Raw genomic sequence first — 19,954 nt, forward strand, 5'->3', positions numbered from 1 at the left:
TATCGCCGACACAAGCTAATCACCGCGACAATTCCTTCAAACCAAGCCGGATGAGCTTTGCCGAATCGGCATCCTCGCCCGCTTCTTTCAGCGCAGCCGCGACGGCATTCGCCGCCTGATCGCGCGAATAACCGAGATTGGAAAGCGCCGACACGGCATCCGCGACGGGGGCCGGGGCCGCACCGGCTCCAAGCTCCTGCTTGAGCCCGATGGTGCCGCTCGCCTCACCAGCGAAAGCCGGGGCCTTGTTCTTCAATTCGGTGACGATGCGCTCCGCCACTTTCTTGCCGACGCCCGGCGCACGCGACACCATGGCGATGTCTCGCAGCGCAATCGCATTGGCGAGTTCCGACGGCGACAATGTGCCAAGCACGGCCAGAGCCACCTTGGCGCCGACGCCCTGCACATTTTGCAGCAGGCGGAACCACTCACGCTCAAGCTGATTGGCGAAACCGTAAAGGCGGATCATGTCCTCGCGGACATAGGTTTCGATGAACAAAATGGCCGCCTCGCCCGCTCCGCCGAGATTGCCCAGCGTGCGCGCCGAACAAAACGCCACATAGCCGACGCCATGCACGTCGATGACGGCATGATCCTCGGCAATTTCATCGATCACGCCCTTAAGCTTGCCGATCATTCCGGTTCTACCCCGCTAACAACGCCTGCATCCGGCGGGCGCTTACAATGCTCTGACGATGATGGGCATGGCAAATGGCAATAGCCAACGCATCGGCGGCATCGCTCGTATCGAACGACGCACGCGGCATCAGTACTTTGACCATCATGTGAATCTGTTGCTTTTCGCCGTGACCGACGCCGATCACCGCTTTTTTGACCGCATTCGGCGCGTATTCCGCCACCGGTAGACCTGCCTGGGCCGGTGCCAGCAGCGCGATGCCGCGCGCCTGGCCAAGCTTGAGCGTTGCGGTCGCATCCTTGTTGACGAAAGTATGTTCGACCGCAGCTTCATGCGGCATGAATTCATGCAGGACCTTGGAAAGCCCCTCATGCAACTGGCAAAGACGCGAGGCGAGATCCATCTCGGCATTCGACGTCACCGTGCCCGAGCCGATGAAGTGCAGCGAATTGCCAAGCGATTCGACAATGCCCCACCCCGTGCGGCGCAGGCCCGGATCGATGCCAATAATGCGAATCGTTTCTTTCATAAGCGAACCCTATCCTCAGACGGATTCACTTGACAGCAGAAAAGTGAACAAAAGAGAAACATGCGCCGAGAGCACGGTCGGGGCAGCGCAGATTTCGGTTATGACGACCCGAAAATGGTGGGCTTTGAGAACCGGAGCGCAGCGCACATAAGGTACGTGAGCACCTGAAGCGGAAAACAACGCCATTAGCAGGCCGTCAAAGCCGAAATATCAGCTGTCCCTCAAGACGCGCCGAAAGCCGTCTTCAGCAACACAATCTGTTCGGAAACCGGGTTGTCGTGCGGATTGGTCTGCAAGGAAACCACATCTCCATAGACTTCTCGGTCCATGCGGCGCACCCGCGCCTGCAAGCGCATCGAGCGCTCCACGAGTTCGGCAAAAGCTGCAGGCAACTCGTTCCAGCCCGGCGCGCCCTCTCCAGCCGATGGCGTGTCGAGACGCACCTTGGCCTTTTCGGCAGACACCTGCTGGCGGTTCATTTCACCGTTGCGGGCGGCGCGCTGGAGCAGCAGCCAGGAAGCGATCTGCATGAGACGGGTGGTGAGGCGCATTGATTCGGCGGCATAGAGGGTTGCAGCAATCCGGGACAGGTTGCGCGCTTCTTCACGGCCTTCACCGTCGAGATAGCTCGCCGCTTCCTCGACCATATCCATGCCCTGGCTGTAGATCGGCTTGAACGAATCCGAGAAGACCATGCGCTCCGCGAGGCTGATCATATTGCTCGGCATCTGTCTCTGTTCGCTAATCACTGCTCTGCCACCTTGCGTGACCGCCTGCATCGGCGGCCCATTCCGTTGCCCGCATCCATCCGAAAAATGGACGCGACTGAAAATTGCTGAACCGTCTTTCGATCACGCAGGACGTTCGGACGGAACTGTCATGACAAACAAGTCCACGATAAACTGCACCTTCATGCACGGTCGCGCAAGATTATGTTTAACGTTCGGTTAACATTTTCAAGGGGTGGTTAACTATCCCTGCAAGCAGAACGGGTCGAACCGGTTTCCGGTTCCCCTCATGCGTTTAAACGCTGGCGGCTAGAGCCTTGCAGGCACAAAAAAAGAGCCGCAATGGCGGCTCTCAGGAGTTTAACAGGGAGGCGTCAAACAGAGTGGCAAAACCACTCGGTAAGAATCCAGCCGAACTGGATGTAAATGATTAAACCCTCTTAAGATTAATGAATGGTTAATTTTGAGTTGGACCTGTGGAAAATGCCAGCGGGACGGCCGCGCAGAAAGAAAAAGCCGCCCGAAGGCGGCTTTTTATCAATAGCGCTGCAGCGCTGGCTGCGGCTTCGGTCCTGACTGCATCTTCACCGGCTCGGCGGCAGGCACAACAGGCTTGCCAGATTTGGCAGCCGCACCGTTCTTGCCCCAGCCAATTGTCGGCAGCCACTCCAGATAATAGGCCAGCGCGAACTGCATCACGATACCGGTTGCGATCAGCAGCGTGTCGTAAGGCAGACCACCCGGGTTCACGAGCTTCATCACCTGCGCCACCATAGCAAGCAGCGTGCCTGCGATGAACACCGGCAGCGAATGCTTGCCGAGGATGGCGAGCGGATTATCCGGCGCGGTGCGGGCGATATTGTTCAGCGTCGGCACAACGGCAATGAGATAAGCCATCGCCAGAATATGCAGCAGACGGGGGCCCGACAGGAAAGTCTTGTCGAAACCGGTGATGACCATCGGCAAGCCCATCGAGGCATCGATCCCCCAAAGCGGAATGCGGACCCAGGCCAGCGCCAGCACCAGATAGCCAACGGCAAGGGCGATCAGCGCCGGATGGTTGGGCAACTGGCCGCCGCGGCGCACATGCATCACGCCTGCAATGCCGATGGCAAACAGGAACTGCCAGGAAAGCGGATTCAGGAACCAGACGCCTTCCGTCGGATAATTGATCGGCGCGACGTTATAAAGTCCCGACAGGAACCACACTACGCCCGAGACACCCAGCATCAGGGGCAGGCTGATGCGCGCCAGCAGTAGCAGGATCGGCGTCAGGACCAGCATGACGGCATACATCGACAAGATGTTGTTATAGCCCAGCTGATGGCCCAGCGTGACGAGACCGAACAGCGATTCCACCGGGTGCTTGAGCAGCGGCTCGATATTGATTTCCTTGAGCAGCTCCGCGCGCTTCAGGAAAATCGCAGCGGAAGCAAAGATGGCGATCGTCGCCATGGTCGTCATGATGTGGGTCGTATAAAGCACACCCGCACGACGCCACATCTTCAATGTCAGCAGAAGGCGGCTACCGGGGCCGAACTTGCCGCCATAGGCCAGCGCCACGGCCATACCGGAAATCAGCACAAAGGCTTCCGCAGAATCGGAGAAGCCGAGATTCTTGTGCGTGAAATGCTCGTAGATGGTGCCCGGCACGTGGTTGATGAAAATGGTCAGCAGGGCAAGTGCACGAAACACGTCAATGCGCGTGTCGCGCACTTTCGCGGTCGGCGCGGGCATCGCTTCTCTAGCGGTCGCAATCGTCATTTACCAGCCTGTCTGTCTCTGCTGGAAAGCACCGGCGCTTGGGACCGCGACGCTCTCCAATCTCTCAAGTTGCAGCTCTCCGAATGGGAGATCGGATGAAAGCCACATGCTTCATCGGAGCGTTTATTGCCCGACGTTTGATGGGCTTATATACCCATTAATCCCGGCAGAACGGGGTTGGTTCCGATCAACTTTCGTTCCAGTGGATAACATAATGCTAAGCGGCTATCGGATTTCTCCGGCAGGGCTGCCACGACGCGCGCGCAGCGCTTGCTCTTGGCCCGTTGGATCGCATACACGCATCAGGACAATTAGCCAGGCGCCTATTTGCGCCAAAACAAATAGATAGAGCGCTGCATCCGTTTCGGATAAACAGAACTTCACTCTTGCCCGAATTCCATCATGTTTTTCTCGTTAGGCTTCGCCCCATGAACAAGTCCGCTCCCAAGACAGAACCCGAACGCTGCCGCATCGTGCTGGTCGCCCCGCCGACTGCCGATAGCGCGGTTTTGGCCAGACTTTTGACGGAAGCGCTTTCCGGCGGCGATGTCGCAAGTGTGATTCTCGACACCGGCGATCTGGATGAAGCAACCTTTCAGGCCGTCGCCGCAAAGGCAGTGCCGATCATCCAGGAAAAGGGTGCAGCCGCCCTCATCTTGAACGATACGCGCATTGCTGGCCGTGTCGGCGCCGATGGCGTGCATATTGAAGGCAAAGCGGCTGAGCTTGCAGACGCCATCGAAAAGCACACGCCGAAAATGATCGTGGGCACCGGCAATCTGCGCGACCGTCATGGCGCGATGGAAATCGGCGAATTGCAGCCGGACTATATTTTCTTCGGCAAGATCGGCGCGGACAACAAGCCGGACGCACATCCGCGTAATCTTGCGCTAGCCGAATGGTGGGCGCAAATGGTCGAAATCCCCTCCATTGCGCAGGCTGGCAACACGCTTGAAAGCATCATCCCGGCAGCCGAGACTGGCGCGGATTTCGTGGCGCTCGGTCGCGCCGTGTTCGAGGCGGAAGATCCGGCGAAAGCGGTTGCGGAAGCAAACCGCCTTCTCGATGAACACGCGCCGCGTTTTGAAAACTAAGCCAACGCATTCCATTCCCAAGGTCTTGTTGATGCCCACGAAGAGCAAACTTCTTCTCGCTGCCGCTTTGACATTCGCGCTGCCTGCCCTGCCGGCTGCCGCTGCAGGCGAGCCTGCGAAAAGCCAGAGCGATAGTGCCAAGGGTACTCACAAGGACAAGAAAAGCGACAAGCCCGCGAAGCAGCCGGTGATGCTGCCACAGCCCGCGACGACGGACCCGATGCCCGCCATCGATCTCAGCCGCTTCGGCGACAAGCCTGCCGACGAGGCCTTCGGCGCTTTCCAGCGCGGGCTTTATCTGACCGCCTTCAATCTGGCGAAACCGCAGGCCGAAAAAGGCGATCCGGCTTCGCAGACGCTGATTGCCGAAATGTATGCGCGCGGCATGGGCATCCCTGCCGACCAGAAGCTCGCAGCCGAATGGTATGGCAAAGCCGCCGAAAAGGGCATCACCGAGGCGCAGTTCCGCTATGCGGCGCTGCTGCTACAGGGCACTTATGTCAAGAAGGATCAGGCCAAGGCCGAAGCCCTGATGCAGAAGGCAGCCGAAGGCGGCAATGCCATGGCCCAGTTCAACTGGGGCCAGATGCTGATGGTGAAACATCCAGGCAAACCCGGCCTCGATCTTGCTTTCCCATGGTTCGAGAAAGCGGCGGAGGCAAAGCTTGCCGACGGCGAATATGCGATGAGCCAGATCTATGCCAATGGCACCGAAAAGATCGCCCGTGACGACAACAAGGCCCGCACATATCTGATCCGCGCGGCGCGCAAAGGTTATGACACGGCCCAGTTCGATCTTGGGCGCTGGCTGGTGGAGGGCCGTGGCGGCGACAAGGACTATGAACAGGGCTTCCGCTGGATTCAGATTGCCGCCGGGCGCGGCATGGTGATGGCGCAAGTCTGGCTTGCCCGGCTTTATCGCGACGGGATCGGCACCGATGGCGATTCCGTGAAGGCAGCGGCATGGTATATCATTGCGCAGCGCGCCGGTTTTCGCTCGCCCGACCTCAACGATCTGATGGACGGATTGGCCGATGATCAGATCAAACAGGCCATCGAGACGGCTAACGATCTCAGAGTTCGCTAGCAATTCTGACGATTCTACGTCTCCAAAAGATTCTCTTTTCGCGCTCAGGCTTGCACAAAGCGCCATTTTGTGGTCTTGGAGACGCCGATTATCGTGGTTCGAGTATAAGACGCTTACGCAATCCCCGTAAAAAAGCCGGGCGGTTGCCTTTTCTGTCGTCGTGCGCCGGACCGCAATTGGTTTCAATTCATTCCGGATCAAGCTCATGAAGATCAATGGTAACGAAATCCGTCCCGGCAACGTCATCGAACATGACGGCGGGCTCTGGGTTGCCGTCAAGACCAACGCCGTCAAGCCCGGCAAGGGCGGCGCCTACAATCAGGTCGAACTGAAGAACCTCATCACCGGCACCAAGCTCAACGAGCGTTTCCGTGCCGCTGAAACCGTCGAGCGCGTGCGCCTCGAGCAGAAGGACTTTTCGTTCCTCTATGAACAGGGCGAAGCGCTGATTTTCATGGATACGGAATCCTACGAACAGCTCGAACTCCAGAAGGATTTCGTGGGCGACCGCGCTGCCTTCCTTCAGGACGGCATGATGGTCACCGTCGAACTCTACGAAGAAAAGCCGATCGGCATTCGTCTGCCGGATCAGGTCACGCTGGCAATCACCGAAGCCGATCCGGTCGTCAAGGGCCAGACCGCAGCCTCGTCCTACAAGCCTGCCGTGCTTGAAAACGGCATCCGTATCCTCGTTCCGCCCTTCATCGCTTCCGGTGAGCGCGTGATCGTCGACACCAATGAACTGACCTACGTCAGCCGCGCTTAATCCAGCGCCCGTCTTTTGCGATGCCCCAACGGGCATCGCAGCTTGTCGCGATTGAACCGCGACTGTTCTTTCTCAGATTGCTCAATTCCTCGAAAGCCTGTGTGCGTGTATGCGCCCGGATTTTCAAGGATCTGTTTAACTGCACGATCCACGCCCATATCCACGCCTTTTCGATGGCCGTGGGATCGTGCCAAAAAGGATAAAGAAATGGCCCGCTCAGCCCTTCTTAACGTTATGGTACAGGCCGCTATGAAAGCTGGCCGTAACCTTGCCCGCGACTTCGGCGAAGTCCAGAATCTTCAGGTATCCCTCAAGGGCCCCGGCGACTATGTCAGCCAGGCGGACCGCAAGGCGGAACAGATCATCTATACGGAATTGAGCCGCGCCCGCCCGGATTTCGGCTTCCTGATGGAAGAATCCGGCGAGGTGGAAGCCAAGGACGGACAGCATCGCTGGCTGATCGATCCGCTCGACGGCACAACGAATTTCCTGCACGGTATCCCGGTTTTCGCAGTCTCCATCGCTCTTGAGCGTCAGGGACAGATCGTGGCTGGCGTCATCTATAATCCGGCCATGGACGAGCTTTACACTGCCGAACGCGGTGGTGGCGCTTTCCTTAATGATCGTCGTCTGCGCGTTGCAGCCCGCACCAAGCTGGTCGATACGGTGATCGGCACCGGCATCCCGCATCTTGGCCGCGGCCATCATGGCCATTATCTGGTCGAACTGCGCAATGTCATGGCCGAAACAGCCGGTGTCCGCCGCCTGGGCGCTGCCGCACTCGACCTTGCTTATGTCGCCGCCGGTCGCCTCGATGGTTTCTGGGAAGAAGGCGTCAATCCATGGGATATCGGCGCAGGCATGCTGATGATCCGCGAAGCTGGCGGTTTCGTCTCCGATAAGGACGGCGGACAGAACATGTTCGAAAAGAAGAACATTGTTGCTGGGAACGAAGCCGTTCAAGCAGCACTTCTCAAGACGATCAAGAAGCCGATCTGATCCAGACCAAACTCCATCTGATGAAACCTTATTCAGCGCGCCACCGGCGCGCTGAAGTTTTTTACAGCTCATTTTTTCCTGCTCAGGCGATTCCGCTTCCCCAATTTATGAAGTAGGCTCCCCCTCAAACAGCCGACGATGGAGCGGAACGCATGAGTGACTTTAGGGAACCGAGAACACGTCTGGATGAGGGACGCGATTATGACCCCTATCGCCTGAGCAGCCCGCGTATCGTTATATTATCCATGGTGATCTTCCTCATCATCGTTGCCTTTCTGGCAGCGGTGCTGATGCGGCAGATCCATACTTTCTTCGTTACCAATCCCGGCCTAAACGGCCTCATTCTCGGCGTTCTGCTGGTCGGCATATTGCTGGCTTTCGGACAGGTGCTGCGCCTTTTGCCCGAAATTCGTTGGGTCAATTCCTTCCGCGATGGCGACCGCGACGGCACCACCCGCCCGCCGGTCCTGCTTGCGCCGATGCGTGCGCTGATCGGACGTCGGCAATCGATGGCGCTGACGACCACGTCGATGCGCTCGATCCTCGATTCCATCGCGACACGCCTTGATGAAAGCCGCGACATCTCGCGTTATCTCATCGGGCTTCTGGTTTTCCTCGGCCTGCTCGGCACGTTCTGGGGCCTTCTCGAAACCGTTGGCTCCATCGGGCGCACCATCCAGACGCTGGACCCAAGCTCTGGCAGTACCGGCGATGTGCTGGATGCGCTGAAGGCCGGTTTGCAGGCGCCGCTGTCCGGCATGGGCACCGCTTTCTCGTCGTCGCTGTTCGGTCTGTCGGGTTCGCTCATTCTGGGCTTCCTAGATCTGCAGGCGGGCCGCGCCCAGAACCGTTTCTATACCGAGCTCGAAAACTGGCTTTCCTCCGTGACCGATCTTGGTTCCGACCTCAACGCCGAAAATGGTCAGGCAGGCGAACTGCATGCATTGGCCGAGCGGCTGAAGACGCAGGGCGGCGATTCCACCCAGCGCACGACGGCTGCGCTCGCCAATCTGGCCGAGGGCATTCAGGGTCTGGTGAAAAGCATGCGTAGCGAACAGCAGATCATGCGTGACTGGGTGGAAAAGCAGGCGGACGAGCAAAAGGCTATCCGCCAGACGCTCGACCGGCTGTCCAAGGCCATTGGCGCGACGTCGCACGAACGCAAGTCTGATCGCAACGATACACATCAAAGCGATAAGGCGGAGTAAGGCTCATGGCTCTTGCCCGCAACCGCCGCCAGCAAAGGCATGTCGATTACTGGCCGGGCTTCGTCGATGCGCTGACGACGCTGCTGCTCGCCATTATGTTTCTGCTGACCGTCTTCGTGCTGGCGCAGTTTCTGCTCAGCCGCGAGGTCAATAATAAGGACAGCGTGCTGGCCCGCCTCAACAGCCAGATTCAGGAACTGACCCAGCTTCTGTCGCTGGAGAAGAGCAATTCGCAGGATATGCAGGACACTATCGCCAATCTGCAAGCCTCGCTCTCCTCTGCCGAAAGCGAGCGTTCGCGCCTGCAAACACTGCTGAACGAGGGCAGCGGCGCGGGTGCCGCCGCCGAAAAACGCGCCGGTGAACTGTCTGAAAGTCTCGATGCGGAAAAACAGGTCAGCGCCCGCGCGCTCAGTCAGGTGGAACTGCTGAACCAGCAGATTTCCGCCTTGCGCCGCCAGATTGCAGCGCTTGAAGACGCACTCAACGCATCGGAAAGCCGCGACCGCGAATCGAACGCCAAGATTGCCGACCTTGGCAAGCGCCTCAATGTGGCGCTGGCCCAGCGCGTGCAGGAACTGAACCGCTATCGCTCCGACTTCTTCGGGCGCTTGCGTGAAATTCTCTCCGACAAGGACAATATCCGCATTGTCGGCGACCGTTTCGTCTTCCAGTCGGAAGTGCTGTTCCCGACCGGATCGTCGGATATCAACCCGGCTGGCGAAGTGGAGATGAAGAAGCTCGCCGACGCCGTCATCGAGCTGAACAAGGAAATCCCGGACGATATCAATTGGGTGCTGCGCGTGGATGGCCACACCGACAATGTGCCGCTCGCCGGTACGGGACGTTTCCGCGACAATTGGGAACTGTCTTCGGCGCGCGCGACGGCGGTCGTGAAATTCCTGATCGCCAACGGCGTTCCGGCCAACCGCCTCGTGGCGGCAGGCTTCGGTGAGTATCAGCCGCTGGAAGCCTCGGATTCACCCGATGCCCGCGCCCGAAACCGCCGCATCGAGTTGAAACTGACCGAGAGGTAAACAAAAGGGGCGTAAAAGCATTTCCAGCAAAAGTGCCAAGGGCCTACGCAGGGAAATCAGTCCCCCGGACTGATTTCTGTTCCTGCTTCGATGCGTTCGGAAATGCGTATGGATAAAGCGCCCCTTTCTTTCGAGCCCCGCTTAGTACACCCCTGCCCCGGCTTCGAATTGTAGCTTGGCGAGACGCGCATAGATGCCGCCGCGTTCCACAAGGCTTTGATGGGTGCCTTCCTCGACGATCCGGCCCTTGTCGAGCACAAGAATGCGATCCGCCTTCAGCACCGTTGCGAGACGATGGGCGACCACCAGCGTCGTGCGGCCTTGCATGAGACCATCCAGCGCCTTCTGCACCAGCATTTCACTTTCTGCATCGAGCGCCGAGGTGGCTTCGTCCAGCAACAGGACAGGCGCGGCGCGCAGGATGGCGCGAGCAATGGCAATGCGCTGGCGCTGTCCGCCAGACAATGTTACGCCGCGCTCACCGACTTCCGTGTCGTAGCCATGGGCGAGCGCCATGATGAAATCATGCGCCAGTGCAGCCCTGGCCGCAGCTTCGATTTCCGCATCGCTCGCACCCGGCCTGCCGAAGCCGATATTGTCCCGGATAGAGGTCGCAAAGATCGCCACATCCTGCGGGACCATGGCCACGCGCCCGCGCACGGCTGCTGGATCGGCCTCCGGCAAGGCAACGCCATCCATCAGCACCTTGCCGGACTGCGGATCGTAATAGCGCATCACCAGCGAAAACACCGTGCTCTTCCCCGCACCGGACGGGCCGACAATGGCAACCGTTTCGCCGGGTTTGACCGCAAAGCTCACGCCGTTGAGCGATGGCGCATCAGGGCGCGTCGGATAGGAGAAATAAACGTCATCGAAGACGATCTCACCACGCGCCGGCTCCGGCAAGGCAATCGGATTGCGAGGCGCTGAAATGTCCGGGTCTTCATCCAGAATTTCAGCCAGACGCTCTGTTGCACCGGCCGCCTGCGCAAGTTCACCGCCGACTTCCGACAAAGCACCGAAGGCGCTGGCCGCGAAAACGGCATAGAGCACGAACTGACCGAGCGTGCCCGGCGACATGGTGCCGGACAAAACATCGCGCGAGCCGAACCACAGCACCGCAACCACGCTGGAAAAAATCAGAAAGATGGCGAAGGCCGTCAGCACCGCCCGCGCCTTGATGGACGAGCGCGCCGCCTGGTAGGCGTTTTCCACGGCATGGGCAAACCGCCCGACCACCATGTTTTCATTGGTGAAGGCCTGCAAGGTGCGCATCGCGCCAATCTGCTCGCTGGCATAGGCATTGGCATTGGCGAGCATATCCTGCGTCAAACGCGAGCGGCGGCGCACGGAACGCCCGAAAGCGATCAGCGGTACGACGATCACCGGAATGGCTGCAATCACCAGCACGGAGAGTTTCGGGCTTGTGACAACCATCATGGCCAGTGCGCCGACACCCAAAATGACATTGCGCAGCGCGACCGACGCGGTGGCACCCACCACCGATTTGATCTGTGTCGTATCGGCGGAAAGCCGCGACACGATTTCGCCAGACTGCGACCGGTCGAAGAATTCCGGCGAAAGCGCCGTCACATGCGCGAAGACCGCATTGCGCAAATCGGCCACGACCCGTTCACCCAGAGAGATCACGAAGAAGTAACGCAGCCCCGACGCAACCGCCAGAACCAGCGCCAGCAGCACCAGCATCCCGAAATAATTGTTAACGAAAATGGCGTTGGCGCCGGTGAAGCCGTGATCGATCATGCGGCGCAGTGCGACGGGCACTGCGAGCGTCGTGACGGCGGCCAGAACCAGCGAAAAGAGAGCGCCGATAACCAGCAGCTTATAGCGGGCGACGAACGGAACCATGCGCCGCAGAGGCTTGAGGGAGCGGCGCTTGCGCGCCTCGTCTGCATTCGATTCCAGATTCACACCAGTTGGATTATTATGATCGGCCATTCTTGAGATTGTGCCCTTGTTATTGCCGTGCGCCTGATGTATAGGCTCGGCAACCCTTTTGGAAGCCGTCACCTGCGGGTGATGGGTCTTCGTAAATGCCATTGGGCGAAAGTGCCGCAGTTTTGACATTCAGGCTGCGCTTTTCTTCCAGACTTTCAGGCCAGACTATCAGGATTGAGAAGATGAAAGCCAATATCCATCCCGACTACCACACCATCAAGGTCGTGATGACCGATGGCACCGAATACCAGACCCGTTCGACCTGGGGCAAAGAAGGCGATACGATGAACCTCGATATCGACCCGACCACCCATCCGGCCTGGACTGGCGGTTCGCAGACCCTGCTCGATCGCGGTGGTCGCGTTACGAAGTTCAAGAACCGTTTCGGCAACCTCGGCATCTAATACCAGGTTACTTATTCGGAAAACCCCGCTTCGGCGGGGTTTTTTATTGCCTGCACTTTGCCAGAAGCAGGCAATAAAAAACTCCCGGACAAACTTGTGTTTTGACCGGGAGCTTCGATAGTGCATGAGCGGCTATAATCAGGCGCTGAGCTTTTCCATCACTTCGTCGCTGACTTCGAAGTTGGTGTAGACGTTCTGCACGTCGTCATCGTCTTCCAGCGTGTTGAGAAGCTTGAGAACGGAGCGGGCCTTTTCTTCGTCCAGCTCGGTATTGGTCTGCGGCTTCCAGATCGTCTTGATCGATTCGGCTTCGCCAAGAGCTGCTTCAAGCGCCTTCGACACTTCGCCGATATCTTCGAATGCGCAGATGATGACGTGTTCTTCTTCGCCGGATTGCACATCCTCGGCGCCAGCTTCGATAGCCGCTTCCATGACCTTGTCGGCATCGCCGACAGAGGACTTGTAGACGATTTCGCCAACGCGATCGAACATGAAGGAAACCGAACCGGTTTCGCCCAGCGCGCCACCAGACTTGGTGAAGGCTGCGCGGACGTTGGACGCGGTGCGGTTGCGATTGTCGGTCAGCGCTTCAACGATAACCGAAACGCCACCGGGGCCGCGGCCCTCATAGCGCACTTCATCATAGTTTTCGCCGTCATTGCCGGCGGCCTTCTTGATGGCGCGCTCAATGTTATCTTTCGGCATCGACTGCGCTTTGGCGTTCTGAATCGCCAGACGCAGGCGCGGATTCATCGTCGGGTCAGGCAGACCCTGCTTGGCGGCGACGGTAATCTCGCGTCCGAGCTTGGAAAACATTTTCGACCGCACGGCGTCCTGACGGCCCTTGCGGTGCATGATGTTCTTAAACTGTGAATGGCCAGCCATGGCACCCCTGTTCTGTTCTAATCGTCGCGCACGGAAAAGCGTTACGCATGAACAGACAATCTCACGCAGAGAGTATCACACAAGCGGGGCCGCAAGTCCGGCCACAATGCTTTCCGTGCAGAATGGCGGCGTTATAAGGAATTGAGCCTCATTCGTCCAGCAAAAGCGCGGATCGAGGCCCTCACCTGTCAAAAAATTCAATAAGGCTCGACCCGGGCGACAAAGCAGCTTATCGATAAAATCATGAATCAACGCCCGCAAGCCCCATCCCCGAAGGCCCCGAACGAGACCATCGCTGCCCGTATCAGCCGGGTTCTGGCTGACCGTATCATCGAAGGGGAAATCGAGCCGGGCACCAAATTGCGGCAGGATCACATCGCCGAAGAGTTCCAGACCAGCCATGTGCCGGTGCGTGAGGCGTTTCGGCGGCTGGAAGCGCAGGGACTGGCCGTTTCGGAGCCGCGCCGGGGTGTGCGCGTCGCCTCCTTCGACATTGGCGAGATTCGCGAAGTGGCGGAAATGCGCGCCGCGCTCGAAGTGCTGGCTTTACGGCATGCGGCGGCGCACATCACCCGCGCCACGCTTGATGCTGCCGAACGCGCCACGCTCGACGGCGACAAATCACGGGACGTGCGAAGCTGGGAAGACGCCAACCGGCGCTTTCACCGGCTCATTCTGGAACCATGCCGGATGCCGCGCCTGCTCGCCGCCATTGACGATCTGCATGCGGCCAGCGCGCGGTTTCTGTTTGCGACCTGGCGGTCGGAGTGGGAAGCACGCACCGATCACGATCACCGGGCGATTCTCGATGCCCTGCGCAAGAACGACATCGACCACGCCGCCGCCATTCTCGCCCGTCATGTGCAATGGATCGGCCACCGCCCGGTCAGAACGGCCTCCGGCAAGATGCGCGATTCTTTTGCGATTGTAGGCTAGCGCCAGAATTCCGGGATAGTTTCTTCCAGACGCGCGCCGATGCGCAAAGGTGCTGCCTTTTCGGCAAGGCCGGTGCGGTCGGAGATTTCAATACCGACACCGCAAATGGTCGCCGGACCATTGGCTGCTTCAAAACGCCCCTTCGGCACCTTGGACAGAAAGCGGTTGAGCGGCTCTTCCTTGTCCATACCAAGCGACGAATCGTAATCGCCGCACATGCCCGCATCCGACATATAGGCCGTGCCATTGCGCAGGATCTGGCAATCGGCGGTCGGCACATGCGTGTGCGTGCCGACGACAGCACTCGCACGGCCATCGACGAAATGGCCGAAGCACTGCTTTTCGCTGGTTGCTTCCGCATGGAAATCGAAGAACACGGCATCGGCCTGCTCGCCCAGCGGACAGGCTTCAAGGATCTTCTCCGCCGCGATAAACGGATCATCCAGATCGGGATGCATGAAGACGCGCCCCATGACATTGGACACGAGCACGCGCGCGCCGTTCCTGGCGATGTAAAGTCCCTCGCCCTTGCCTGCCGTTCCCTTCGGAAAATTGGCCGGGCGTAGGAAGCGGTCCTCGCGCTTGGAGAAATCGAGCGCCTCGCGCTGATCCCAGACGTGATTGCCGGTGGTCACGACATCCGCGCCAGCGCGGATCGTTTCATGAAAAATCTCTTCGGTAATGCCAAAACCGCCCGCGGCGTTCTCGCCGTTGACGATCACAAAGTCCAGCTTCAGATCGGAAATCAGCCCCGGCAGCTTTTCATAAACTGCCGTGCGCCCCGACCGGCCCACCATGTCACCAAGAAAAAGCAATCTCATGAGATGAGCCTTATAAGCCTGCGCCCAGCGAACGCAAGCCGCTCTCCGTCAGTATCTGGTTGAGCGCGATATCGTGCGGCTCGTCGGGCACATGCTCCACTTGCTGACAGTCATAGGCCATGCCGATCAGCAAGGGCTGCAAACCGCGTTGGGCAAACCGTGCCAGCGCGCGATCATAATGACCCGCACCATAGCCCAGACGATGCCCACGCGGGTCGAAACCGGCAAGTGGCATCAGCATGATGGTCGGGTCCACCAGCGGCGCCCGTGCATCGGGACCCATCGTGCCGAACCCTGTCTGAACAAGCTGCGCATCGGGCAGAAATTCACGGAAGGCAATGGTTTCCTTGTCCAGCACCACCGGCAGGCAGAGCCTTGCGCCCTTGCCGCGCAGGACGGACAGAAGCGGACGCGGATCAATTTCAGAGCGGATCGGCCAATAGCCCGCCACGAGCGTTCCCTTGGGAATGACCAGCGCCTCTTCGCCGTGTTTCGCAGCCGCGAGCGAGGCTTCATACTGGTAACGGGGGTCCAGCGCATCGCGGCGGGCAAGCACGGCACGCCTGAGCGCCTGTTTTTCCTGACTGCCATCCGGAGCCGCTGCTGCCATCCCCCAAAACCTCTCCATTTGCATAATCCGACTGTAACAGTGGAACCGCAATGAGACGATCCGTCAAGTGATGGATCAGACAGCGTCGGCAATCCGCTCCGACCGGTCACGGATCACCTTCAGCACGACGCCATGAAAATCGTTGAGAAACACCTTGCCCCACAGGTCGCAATAGAAGTCGATCGGCGTCGCGATGCGATAATGCGTGGTCAGCGTCAGGCGGGTGCGGCCATCGGGCAGAGGCTCCAGCCGGTAGTCGCCATTGGCCAGTTGAAGATAGCTGCTGTTCACCTTGATATGGGCTTCGACGGCAGCGGGAATGGAGCCCGGCCCGAAGCGGAAATCCCAGGCCAGCAGGCGGTTTTCCTCCCACTGCGTCACGATCTCCTGAAAAGTCACCCCGCGCGTCCATTGCAACTGACGCACGGCGCCCACGCCTTCCCCTTCGATGCGCGCATCGACCGGCTGCGGCACGCCCACAATACCATGGCTGAATGTCCAGGACAGTTCATCGGCACGCACATTGCGGATTTCGACGGTCTGCTTCCACACCTCTTCCGGCGGTGCGGCAATATCGATCACCGTCGTCACCGACCCGTCATGCGGGACATAGGAAAACTGAAGCTCTGCCGGAAAGACGGCCAGCGGCAGGGCGACCACCAGCATTGTCGAACGGCGCGAGCGGAGCTTGCGGATGATCCACAGCGTCAATGTCGAGCCGAGTGTCGAGAACACCACGAAGAAGGGCGCAGCCATCACCACGCAGATGCCCGCTTCGTGGAACAGCACCATGCTGACAACGACCAGCCCGCCTATGATGGCCCAGCCCATGCGGACATGCCGCCACAGGTCTTTTTCGGCACGCGGGTCGGCCAGACTGGATGCGAGGCTCGCCACCGCCATCGGCAGCAGCATCAGCCCGGCAAAGAACGGCATCTCATCGTCAGCCACACCGGACCAGATCAGCATGTATAAAATCAGGCCATAGGCGAAAGCCACCGGCACGGCGACCGACAGTCTTTCAAATGGGCGCGGCTTTTGGGGCGGTGCAGCTTGGGGAGATTCCATCAGAACATGCGAATAATTAAGGTTTATCGCATGTTTACGGGCAATGCGTAGCACAGATCAAGTCTTGACGACTGGATTTTCATAAGCATTGCACGATGAAAGGAAAGCGGCGACCACGACAACCGATGGTAGTGATTGATCCCGGGAACCTACAAAGTAGGTGGGCACCATATGCGAAAGCCCGCAAGCCTTCACAGGGACAGTTCCCTTAGAGATCAATAAGGCCCCGGGGATGCTGTTACACCTGTCGGGAAGCGCAGTACGCCGCTGATGAATATAGTCGCTCGCAACGGGCTGCGCCAGAGGCTGCGAGGCTTTCACCGCGAAATCTTTTCAGAAAATTCAGAAAGCGCTTAGCTTATGAACTGGCGCGTGGCGCAATGCGGGACGCCACCTGTTCCAGACGCGACGCGACATCCGACAGTATGCCGGTTAGCGCCGCATCGTTGCTGTCGGCGCGCCCGAGCGCTTCATCACGCGCGCGGCGCAGCGTCTCGACTTCGCTTTCCAGACCATTGATGCGCTTCTGCATCTCGGCCATCTCGTCCATCACCATGATCCCGGCCATGACGGTCAGGCGCAAATCGCCGATCTCTCCGAACGACGATTTGAGATGCGTGACATATTGATCGAAACGGTCGGCAAGTCCGCTGAGGTGCTCTTCCTGCCCCTCATCGCACGCCATGCGATAAGCCTTGCCATCGATGGTTACGGTAACGGTCGCTATGATAGCCTCCTATCGATCCAGAACGGCGCGAATGGTTTCCATCGCCGTGACAAGGCGCCGCGACACTTCGCGGTTGGCAGCTTCAAGCCGCTCTGCACGGGCTTCGGACTGGTCGAGTTCCTGAGCGAGACGGCTGCGGTCAGCATTCATGCGCTGCACCTCTTCCTCGGCTTCGGCGAAATCGCCTTCCTTGTCCAGCCGCAGATCAACCGCGCCTTCGAGCGTGTTGAGTGCTTTTTCCAGCCGTTCCAAAACTTGCCTGAGGGTCGCTTCGGGTGCCATCCATGTCCTTTCTGATGCCATTCAACGGCATCGAATCGCGTCTGCCGGACAGGCCTCTTTGAAAAGATTGTAATAATCGACCGCCGGATAAGCAACAAATGAGGTGTCCATATGAGCTTTCATGCACCGTTAATCGGTGCAAAAATGGCTTTTGAGCGATTGTCGGGCTGCTTTCCACAGAACTCAATCGATTAGTCGCAGACAGTTTATTGCCCAAAAGCCACGCATTTATTGACTCCTCATGCGCAGGTGCTATGTGTCCCGGTGCCTTCTGGAGTACGGACCCGAAAAACGGAGGACGGTTTTCGGCGCCATTCGTGCTCAGCCAAAAGGCATCGCCGCAACCCCGTTAAACCCTCCCATGGAAAGACGGCTGAGACCATGAGCAATTCCGACAAACAAAATCAGTTGGCCAACGCAATTCGCTTCCTCTCGATGGACGCGGTTGAGAAAGCCAATTCCGGCCACCCCGGCCTGCCGATGGGCGCAGCTGACATAGCGACGACGCTTTATACCCGTTTCCTTTCGCACGACCCGCAGAACCCGCATTGGCCGGATCGCGACCGTTTCGTGCTGTCAGCCGGTCACGGCTCGATGCTGCTTTATTCGCTGCTCTATCTTTCGGGCTACGAAGACATCACCATCGATGAAATCAAGAATTTCCGCCAGCTCGGCTCGCGTACCGCCGGTCACCCGGAATACGGCCATGCTGCCGGCATCGAAACGACGACCGGCCCGCTCGGCCAGGGCATTGCCAATGCCGTTGGCATGGCGCTCTCCGAACGCATCCTGAACGCACAGTTCGGCGACAGCCTCGTCAACCACTACACCTATGTGCTTGTCGGCGACGGCTGCCTCATGGAAGGCATCAGCCAGGAAGCCATCTCGCTGGCCGGTCACCTGAAGCTCAACAAGCTGATCGCCTTCTGGGACGACAACAACATTTCCATCGACGGCCCGATCTCGATGGCCGACAACACCAACCAGCCAGCCCGTTTCGCTGCTTCCGGCTGGAACACCTTGGCTGTTGACGGCCACGATCAGGAAGCCATCGCCAAGGCAATCGAACTGGCCAAGGTTTCCGACAAGCCGACCCTGATCGCCTGCAAGACGACCATTGGTTTTGGCGCACCGAACAAGGCCGGCACCAACAAGGTGCATGGCTCGCCGCTCGGCGCGGAAGAAATCGCAGCCACCCGCAAGGCGCTCGGCTGGTCGGCAGAACCTTTCGTCGTTCCGGCTGAAGTTCTGGACGCATGGCGCGTGGCTGGCCTCAACGCCGCCAAGAAGCGCCAGGAATGGGAAAAGCGCTTCGCCGCTGCCGACGCGGAAACCCGCGCAGAATTCGAACGCCGCATGCGTGGCGATCTGCCTGCCGGTTTCGATGCGGCCATCGTCGAATACAAGAAGAAGCTTTCTGCTGAAAAGCCGAAGGTCGCCACCCGCAAGTCTTCGGAAATGGCGCTGGAAGTCATCAACGGCGTCGTACCGGAAACCATCGGCGGCTCTGCCGATCTCACCGGTTCGAACAACACCAAGACCAGCCAGACCAAGGCAGTGACGCCGGAAAACTACGGCGGCCGTTATGTCCATTACGGCATCCGCGAACTCGGCATGTCGGCAGCCATGAACGGTATCACGCTGCATGGCGGCCTGATCCCTTATTCCGGCACCTTCCTGACCTTCTCGGATTATGCGCGTCCGGCCATGCGTCTGTCGTCGCTGATGGGCATCCGCGTCATCTATGTCATGACGCATGATTCCATCGGTCTGGGCGAAGACGGCCCGACCCACCAGCCGGTCGAACATCTGGCAGCACTGCGCGCCATTCCGAACCACAATGTCTTCCGTCCGGCAGACGCTGTGGAAACGGCGGAATGCTGGCAGATCGCCCTGCAGTCGACCAAAACACCGTCGACGCTGGCCCTGACCCGTCAGAACCTGCCGGTCGTGCGCACCGAGCATCGCGAAGAAAACCTCTCCGCTTACGGCGCTTACGAACTGGCGACCGCCAGCGACGACGCCAAGGTGACGATCTTCGCCACGGGCTCGGAAGTGGAAATCGCGCTCAAGGCCCGCGACCTTCTCGAAGGCAAGGGTATTGCCACACGCGTGGTCTCGGTGCCGTGCTTCGAACTTTTCGAAGGCCAGAGCGACGCCTACAAGCAGGCAACCATCGGCAATGCGCCGGTCAAGCTTGCCATCGAAGCGGCAATCTCGCTCGGCTGGGAGCGCTTCATCGGCGAAGACGGCATATTCATCGGCATGAAGGGCTTCGGCGCTTCGGGTGAGATCAACGATCTCTACAAGCACTTCGGCATCACGGCAGAACACGCCGTTGCAGCCGCGGAAAAGAAGCTCAACGCCGCAGCATGATTTTTTGAACGCCGGCGTCTCAAAAACGCCGGCGTTT

Annotated in this window: 20 protein-coding genes and 1 other RNA gene; 9 read left to right on the forward strand and 12 right to left on the reverse strand. The window is 59.1% G+C overall.

The features are described from left to right. Positions 1-19: 19 nt before the first annotated feature. The 4 genes from ruvA to D8666_RS14965 form a co-directional block, all read right to left on the reverse strand. Positions 20-637, reverse strand: coding sequence for a Holliday junction branch migration protein RuvA (ruvA, locus tag D8666_RS14950; RefSeq protein ID WP_109369751.1), 618 nt, complete (start codon positions 635-637; stop codon positions 20-22). Between the two features lie 7 nt (positions 638-644). Then, a complete protein-coding gene (ruvC, locus tag D8666_RS14955) occupies positions 645-1,166 on the reverse strand; it encodes a crossover junction endodeoxyribonuclease RuvC (protein ID WP_002964793.1) in 522 nt (173 codons plus the stop codon). Positions 1,167-1,387: 221 nt separating this feature from the next. Continuing rightward, positions 1,388-1,894, reverse strand: coding sequence for a protease adaptor protein RcdA (rcdA, locus tag D8666_RS14960; protein ID WP_121538711.1), 507 nt, complete (start codon positions 1,892-1,894; stop codon positions 1,388-1,390). Between the two features lie 537 nt (positions 1,895-2,431). Next, on the reverse strand, positions 2,432-3,631 hold the full coding sequence (locus D8666_RS14965) for an OpgC family protein (RefSeq protein ID WP_121538567.1): 1,200 nt from the start codon (positions 3,629-3,631) through the stop codon (positions 2,432-2,434). A 455-nt stretch (positions 3,632-4,086) separates the two neighbouring features. Here D8666_RS14965 and D8666_RS14970 point away from each other — a divergent pair, with 455 nt between their 5' ends. From D8666_RS14970 to D8666_RS14995, 6 genes are all read left to right on the forward strand, one after another. Further along, positions 4,087-4,752 carry a thiamine phosphate synthase gene (locus tag D8666_RS14970; protein ID WP_109369752.1) on the forward strand — a complete coding sequence of 222 codons (666 nt, stop codon included), beginning with the start codon at positions 4,087-4,089 and terminating at the stop codon, positions 4,750-4,752. Positions 4,753-4,783: 31 nt separating this feature from the next. After that, entirely contained in the window at positions 4,784-5,839 is a 1,056-nt protein-coding gene (locus D8666_RS14975) for a tetratricopeptide repeat protein (protein ID WP_109370312.1), read from the forward strand. 205 nt (positions 5,840-6,044) lie between these two features. Beyond that, positions 6,045-6,605 (forward strand): elongation factor P, encoded by a 561-nt coding sequence (gene efp / locus D8666_RS14980; protein ID WP_109369753.1) that lies wholly within the window; start codon positions 6,045-6,047, stop codon positions 6,603-6,605. A 207-nt stretch (positions 6,606-6,812) separates the two neighbouring features. Beyond that, positions 6,813-7,604, forward strand: a complete 792-nt coding sequence (locus D8666_RS14985; protein WP_109369754.1) for an inositol monophosphatase family protein — start codon at positions 6,813-6,815, stop codon at positions 7,602-7,604. Positions 7,605-7,756: 152 nt separating this feature from the next. Next, positions 7,757-8,812, forward strand: a complete 1,056-nt coding sequence (locus D8666_RS14990; protein WP_109369755.1) for a MotA/TolQ/ExbB proton channel family protein — start codon at positions 7,757-7,759, stop codon at positions 8,810-8,812. A gap of 5 nt (positions 8,813-8,817) precedes the next feature. Continuing rightward, positions 8,818-9,849: a peptidoglycan -binding protein gene (locus tag D8666_RS14995; protein WP_109369756.1), complete on the forward strand. Its 1,032-nt coding sequence runs from the start codon at positions 8,818-8,820 to the stop codon at positions 9,847-9,849. Between the two features lie 141 nt (positions 9,850-9,990). On the opposite strand, the gene D8666_RS15000 is transcribed toward D8666_RS14995, so the two are convergent. Beyond that, positions 9,991-11,910 (reverse strand): ABC transporter transmembrane domain-containing protein, encoded by a 1,920-nt coding sequence (locus D8666_RS15000; RefSeq protein ID WP_121538569.1) that lies wholly within the window; start codon positions 11,908-11,910, stop codon positions 9,991-9,993. A gap of 80 nt (positions 11,911-11,990) precedes the next feature. Here D8666_RS15000 and rpmE point away from each other — a divergent pair, with 80 nt between their 5' ends. Next, positions 11,991-12,212 (forward strand): 50S ribosomal protein L31, encoded by a 222-nt coding sequence (gene rpmE, locus D8666_RS15005; RefSeq protein WP_078339491.1) that lies wholly within the window; start codon positions 11,991-11,993, stop codon positions 12,210-12,212. A gap of 138 nt (positions 12,213-12,350) precedes the next feature. Here the strand turns inward: rpmE and D8666_RS15010 are convergent, their stop codons facing one another. Next, a complete protein-coding gene (locus tag D8666_RS15010; protein WP_078339492.1) occupies positions 12,351-13,097 on the reverse strand; it encodes a YebC/PmpR family DNA-binding transcriptional regulator in 747 nt (248 codons plus the stop codon). A 243-nt stretch (positions 13,098-13,340) separates the two neighbouring features. Between D8666_RS15010 and D8666_RS15015 the strand changes: the two genes are divergently transcribed. Next, the gene (locus D8666_RS15015) at positions 13,341-14,033 is read left to right on the forward strand and encodes a GntR family transcriptional regulator (protein ID WP_109369758.1); all 693 of its coding nucleotides are present in this window, start codon (positions 13,341-13,343) and stop codon (positions 14,031-14,033) included. Here D8666_RS15015 and D8666_RS15020 read toward each other — a convergent pair. From D8666_RS15020 to D8666_RS15045, 6 genes are all read right to left on the reverse strand, one after another. Further along, the gene (locus tag D8666_RS15020; protein WP_109369759.1) at positions 14,030-14,854 is read right to left on the reverse strand and encodes a TIGR00282 family metallophosphoesterase; all 825 of its coding nucleotides are present in this window, start codon (positions 14,852-14,854) and stop codon (positions 14,030-14,032) included. The two genes, D8666_RS15015 and D8666_RS15020, sit on opposite strands and share 4 nt — an antisense overlap. Before the next feature lie 10 nt (positions 14,855-14,864). Further along, a complete protein-coding gene (locus tag D8666_RS15025) occupies positions 14,865-15,464 on the reverse strand; it encodes a 5-formyltetrahydrofolate cyclo-ligase (RefSeq protein WP_121538571.1) in 600 nt (199 codons plus the stop codon). Positions 15,465-15,539: 75 nt separating this feature from the next. Further along, positions 15,540-16,532 (reverse strand): SRPBCC family protein, encoded by a 993-nt coding sequence (locus D8666_RS15030; protein WP_121538713.1) that lies wholly within the window; start codon positions 16,530-16,532, stop codon positions 15,540-15,542. A gap of 107 nt (positions 16,533-16,639) precedes the next feature. Then, positions 16,640-16,798, reverse strand: a non-coding RNA gene (ssrS, locus tag D8666_RS15035) — 6S RNA. Positions 16,799-16,890: 92 nt separating this feature from the next. After that, complete coding sequence (locus tag D8666_RS15040) at positions 16,891-17,259, reverse strand: cell division protein ZapA (protein ID WP_109369762.1); 369 nt, start codon at positions 17,257-17,259, stop codon at positions 16,891-16,893. A 9-nt stretch (positions 17,260-17,268) separates the two neighbouring features. Further along, positions 17,269-17,541 carry a DUF4164 domain-containing protein gene (locus D8666_RS15045; RefSeq protein ID WP_109369763.1) on the reverse strand — a complete coding sequence of 91 codons (273 nt, stop codon included), beginning with the start codon at positions 17,539-17,541 and terminating at the stop codon, positions 17,269-17,271. 381 nt (positions 17,542-17,922) lie between these two features. Here D8666_RS15045 and tkt point away from each other — a divergent pair, with 381 nt between their 5' ends. Continuing rightward, positions 17,923-19,917 carry a transketolase gene (gene tkt, locus D8666_RS15050; RefSeq protein ID WP_109369764.1) on the forward strand — a complete coding sequence of 665 codons (1,995 nt, stop codon included), beginning with the start codon at positions 17,923-17,925 and terminating at the stop codon, positions 19,915-19,917. Positions 19,918-19,954 lie beyond the last annotated feature (37 nt).

Source organism: Ochrobactrum soli, from assembly GCF_003664555.1.
GTDB lineage: Bacteria > Pseudomonadota > Alphaproteobacteria > Rhizobiales > Rhizobiaceae > Brucella > Brucella teleogrylli.